Annotated in this window: 3 protein-coding genes; all 3 read right to left on the minus strand. The window is 65.2% G+C overall.

Going from position 1 to position 5073, the window contains the following annotated elements; genetic code table 11:
- Window positions 1–2183: RelA/SpoT family protein (locus AC1DBQ_RS21625; protein WP_476930472.1), on the minus strand; the 2183-nt coding region annotated here is incomplete at its 3' end.
- 218 nt (window positions 2184–2401) lie between these two features.
- Window positions 2402–3421, minus strand: a complete 1020-nt coding sequence (gene secF / locus AC1DBQ_RS21630) for a protein translocase subunit SecF (protein WP_476930473.1) — start codon at window positions 3419–3421, stop codon at window positions 2402–2404.
- The coding region (gene secD, locus AC1DBQ_RS21635; protein WP_476930474.1) for a protein translocase subunit SecD at window positions 3422–5073 on the minus strand (1652 nt) is incomplete at its 5' end.

Genomic DNA, 5073 nt, shown 5'->3' on the forward strand with positions numbered 1-5073 from the left:
GTAGAGGTGTGGACGCTCGCAGCCAGAATGTTGACGTGGTTTTCCGAGAGCACACGGGTGACGTCGGAGAGCAGCGACTTGCGGTCCAGCGCCTCGACCTGGATCTCCACCAKGAACACGCTGGATTGGGTCGGCGCCMAGTCCACTTCCACGATCCTGTCCGGCTGGTCCATCAGGCCGCTGACGTTGGTGCAGTCGGTCCGGTGAACCGAGACTCCCGAGCCGCGCGTGACGAACCCAAGGATCGGATCCGGCGGGACCGGCGTGCAGCACCGGGCCAGCTTCACCCAGACGTCGTCCACGCCGCGGACAACAACACCGGAATCGGAGAAACGGGCCTTGCTGACCTGCGTGGGGATGGAGACCTCGGTGAGGGCATCGTCCGGGTGCTCATTCCMGCCAAGGCTCTCCACGAGCCGCTCCATGACCGACTGCGCGGAGGTGTGGCCGTCGCCCACGCCGGCGTAAAGCCCGGAGATGTCCGCGTACTTGAAGTCCTCCGCGATTGCCGCCAGGGCGTCGTGGGTCATGAGCCGCTGCAGCGGAAGGTTCTGCTTGCGCATCGCCTTGGTGAGCAGGTCCTTGCCGCGGTCGATCGCTTCCTCGCGGCGTTCCTTGCTGAACCACTGCCGGATCTTGTTCCGGGCGCGGGCGCTCTTGACGAAGTGCTGCCAGTCCTGGCTGGGTCCGGCGCCCTCCGCCTTGGAGGTGAAGATCTCCACCCAGTCGCCATGGTTCAGTTCGCTGTTGAGCGGGACGAGCTTGCCGTTGACGCGTGCGCCAATGGTCCGGTGACCAACTTCGGTGTGCACGGCGTAGGCGAAATCCACCGGGGTGGAGCCGGCAGGCAGGGCCATGACCTCACCCTTGGGGGTGAAAACAAACACTTCGCGGGCGTTGATCTCAAAGCGCAGGGAGTCGAGGAACTCGCCGGGGTCCGAGGTTTCCTGCTGCCAGTCCACGAGGGAGCGCAGCCAGCCCATGTCGCCGTCGCGCGGGCTGCCGGGCCCCGCGGCCGTMCGGTTCGGCTGGTCCTTGTACTTCCAGTGGGCGGCCACACCGTACTCGGCCCGCCGGTGCATCTCATGGGTCCGGATCTGGATTTCCACGGGCTTGCCGCCGGGACCGATCACCGTGGTGTGCAGGGACTGGTACATGTTGAACTTCGGCATCGCGATGTAGTCCTTGAACCGCCCCGGGAGGGGGTTCCAGCGAGAGTGCATCGCGCCCAGGGCCGCKTAACAGTCCCGGACCGAATCGACCAGCACACGCACGCCCATGAGGTCGTTGATGTCGTCGAAGTCTTTATCGCGGACGATCATCTTTTGGTAGATCGAGTAGTAGTGCTTGGGCCGTCCGGTGATTGTTGCCTTGATCTTCGCGGCACGGAGGTCCTCGGTGATCTGGTTGCGGATGACGGCCAGGTTCTTCTCGCGCTCCGGGGTCCGGTCCCCCACCATGCGCACGATTTCCTCGTACACCTTGGGATAGAGGGCGGCGAAGGAGAGATCCTCMAGTTCCCATTTGATGGTGTTCATGCCGAGCCGGTGGGCCAGCGGTGCGAAGATTTCCAGGGTTTCGCGGGCCTTGCGCGCCGAGGACTCGGCCGAGACGAAGCGCCACGTACGGGCGTTGTGGAGCCGGTCGGCGAGTTTGATCATCAGGACGCGGATGTCCTTGGCCATGGCGACGACCATCTTGCGGACGGTCTCGGACTGGGCCGCCTCACCGAAGCTGACCTTGTCCAGCTTGGTCACGCCGTCCACCAGCATGGCCACTTCCGGGCCGAACTCGGCMTTGAGGTCGGCCAGCGTGTAGGAGGTGTCCTCGACGGTGTCGTGCAGCAGGGCTGCGGCCAGCGTGGTGCCGCTGAGGCCGAGTTCGGCGAGGATKGTGGCCACCGCCACCGGGTGCGTAATGTACGGGTCGCCGCTCTTGCGTTTCTGGCCACGGTGGCAGCGCTCAGCCACCACGAAGGCGCGCTGGATGAGGTCGAAGTCTTCTTTGGGGTTGTTGGCCCGGACGGTGCGCAGCAACGGCTCCAGGATCGGAGAGTAAGCGGGGGCTCCGCGGCCCGTCAGTCGGGCAAGGCGTGACCTTGTGCGTTCACGCCGTCCGGGGAACGTGGGCCGGGCGCCCGAATTATCGACCGGCACGGGAACATCAGGACGTCCGGGAGCCACAAGGCCAGTTTGAGAACTCTGGCCTTGGCCCTTGCCCGCAGGTGCCTCCGGCACCGGCGTCGAACGTTCTTCCAATGGAACACCTCTCGCGACCGGTTAATTATTCAAGTGTATTCCCGCAGCAGGATACTTCGATAACCGGCCCGGATACGGCGGCGGGCCGGAGGTCGTCCCCAAGGACGTTCTCCGGCCCGCCGGTGATGCGCTTGAGCCTCCGCCTAGGCGGTGGCGGCGGATTCCTGCGCGGCGGTCTTGGCGGCCGCTTCCGCGCGCCGCTGTTCCACCCGCTTGGCCTGCTTGACCAGTTCAGGTTCGCCCTGCCGCAACGAGGCGTACAGCGGCGCCGCKATGAAGATCGTGGCGGCCGTGCCGACAAGGATGCCCACGAACAGCGCCAGGGACAGGTCCCGCAGGGTCCCGGCACCCAGCAGACCGGCGCCGATGAAGAGGATCGCGGCGACCGGAAGGATGGCTACCACCATGGTGTTGATGGAGCGGACCAGGGTCTGGTTGATGGCCAGGTTGACCTCTTCGGCGAAGGTCCTCCGGGTGGAGGCCTGCATGTCCGAGGTGTTCTCCCGGATCTTGTCGAACACCACCACGGTGTCGTACAGCGAGTAGCTGAGAACGGTCAGGAAGCCGATGATGGCMGACGGCGTCACCTCGAAGTCACTGAGCGCRTAGACTCCGGCGGTCATGAACAACGTGACAGCCATGCCGGCAAGTGCCGAGAGCGACATCTTCCAGGTCCGGAAGTAGAGCGCCATCAGGACGGCGGCGAGGCCGACGAAGATCGCCAGGCCCATGAGGGCCTGCTTGGTGACGTCGGCGCCCCAGGTGGGGCCGACGAAGGTCGACGTCACCTCGTTGTCGGTCACACCGTAGGCCTTGGTCAGGCCTTCCTTGATCTGYAGCGTCTCGTMATCGGACAGCTTGTCCGTCTGGATGCGCATGGTATTGCCGGCGACGTTGGCCACGCGTGGCACGGACCCCGCCACGACGTCCTTGACGGCTTTCTCGCCGCGGGACGCATCCGTGTTCTGGACGTTKGACACCGTGAACTCGGAGCCGCCACGGAATTCAATGCCGAGGTTGAAGCCGCCCTTGGCAACCGGAATCAGGATGGACAGGGCAACGGCGATCCCGGCAATCAGGAACCAGATCTTCCGGTAGCCGACGAAGTCGTACGAGCGTTTGCCCGTGTAGAGCTCATTGCCGAACGTTGAGAAGTTGACCATTTACTTGCCCTCCTTGGACGCGCTCTTGGAGGTACCGGCGAGCTGTGCCTGTTGTGCCTGTTCCTGCTTTTCGGCGAGGCGGCGTTCTGCGATAGTCATCCGGCGCTCGGCTTCTGCGGCCGCACCGGTGTTCTTCGCGCGCACCACCGCCACGGGCTTGTCTTCCGGAGTACGGATCCGGCCGGCCCCGCGGTAGAGCGGGACAGCACCCAGGCGCTTCGGATCCAGACCCGAGAACCTGTGGCCCTCGCCGAAGAACTTGGTCCGGGCCAGCAGCTGCAGGGTGGGGTGGGTGAACATGAAGACGACGATGAGGTCGGCGATCGCGGTGAGACCGAGGGTGAAGGCGAAGCCACGGACGTTGCCCACGGCCACGAAGAACAGCACCACGGCAGCGAGGAGGTTCACGGCCTTGGACGCGAGGATGGTGCGCTTGGCCCGCTTCCAGCCGTTCTCCACGGCCGAGACCAGGCCGCGGCCTTCGCGGAGCTCATCGCGGATGCGTTCGAAGTAGACGATGAACGAGTCGGCMGTCTGGCCGATGGCCACGATCAGACCGGCGACGCCGGCGAGGGAAAGCCGGTAGTTTTCCGTCCAGCCCAGGATGGCGATGGCCAGGAACGTGAGCACACCGGCGATCACGAGGGACGCCAGCGTCACGAAGCCCAGTGCCCGGTACTGGAACAGCGAGTAGACCGCTACCAGGAGGAGCCCGATAAGGCCGGCGAGCATGCCCATGCGAAGCTGCTCCCCGCCGAGGGTTGCGGAGATCTGCTGTTCKCTTTGGATTTCGAAGCTGATCGGCAGGGCGCCGAAACGGAGCTGATCGGAGAGGGCCTTCGCGGAATCCTCAGTGAAGCCGCCGGTGATCTGCGGGCGGCCGTCGGTGATGACAGCCAGGGAACGCGGGGCGGAGATGACCTGGTCGTCCAGGACGATGGCGAACTGGGACTTCGGATCCGAGCCCGACTCACCGCCGCCGGCGGCATAGAACTGGTACAGGCGCTGGGTGACGTCCTTGAACTTGGCGGTACCCTCATCATCGAACTGGATGTTGACGGCCCATTCGTTGGTCACGGCACCCTGGGCGCCGCGCTGCAGCTGGAACGAGGAGGACTTGATGTTCGAGCCCTTGACTTCCACCGGACCGAGGATGTACTTAATCGCCGGCGACTTCGCCGAGGCCGGCTGGCAGGTCACCAGCGGCTTGGTCGGGTCGGAGCGCTGCTGCTTGTCCTGCGAGGGGTTGTCACAGTCGAGCGCCTCGAACTGCTTGTAGATCTCGGGGGTAACCCAGTTCTCGTCGCTGCTGTTGGCAGGCGCGGCCGTCGGCTTGGGCAGCTGCGCCTCCGGGGTCCGGGACGCCTCGGGGACCGCTGCGCCGGGGCCAGCCTGGATAACGGGGCGGAAGTTCATGTCGGCGGAAGCCTGGATCAGGGCGCGGGTTTCCTTGGCAGGAGTTCCCGGGAGGCTGACCACGACGTTGCGGCMGGACTGCGTGCTGATTTCCGCTTCCGCGACGCCCGAGCCGTCCACGCGCTGACGGATGATCGCCACGGCCTGGTTGAGCTGATCTTCGGTAATGCCCGAACMACCCTCAACCTTGGGCGCCAGGATCATCTGGGTGCCGCCTTCAAGGTCCAGGGCGAGCT

The organism is Arthrobacter sp. 10T413_2, from assembly GCF_056394205.1.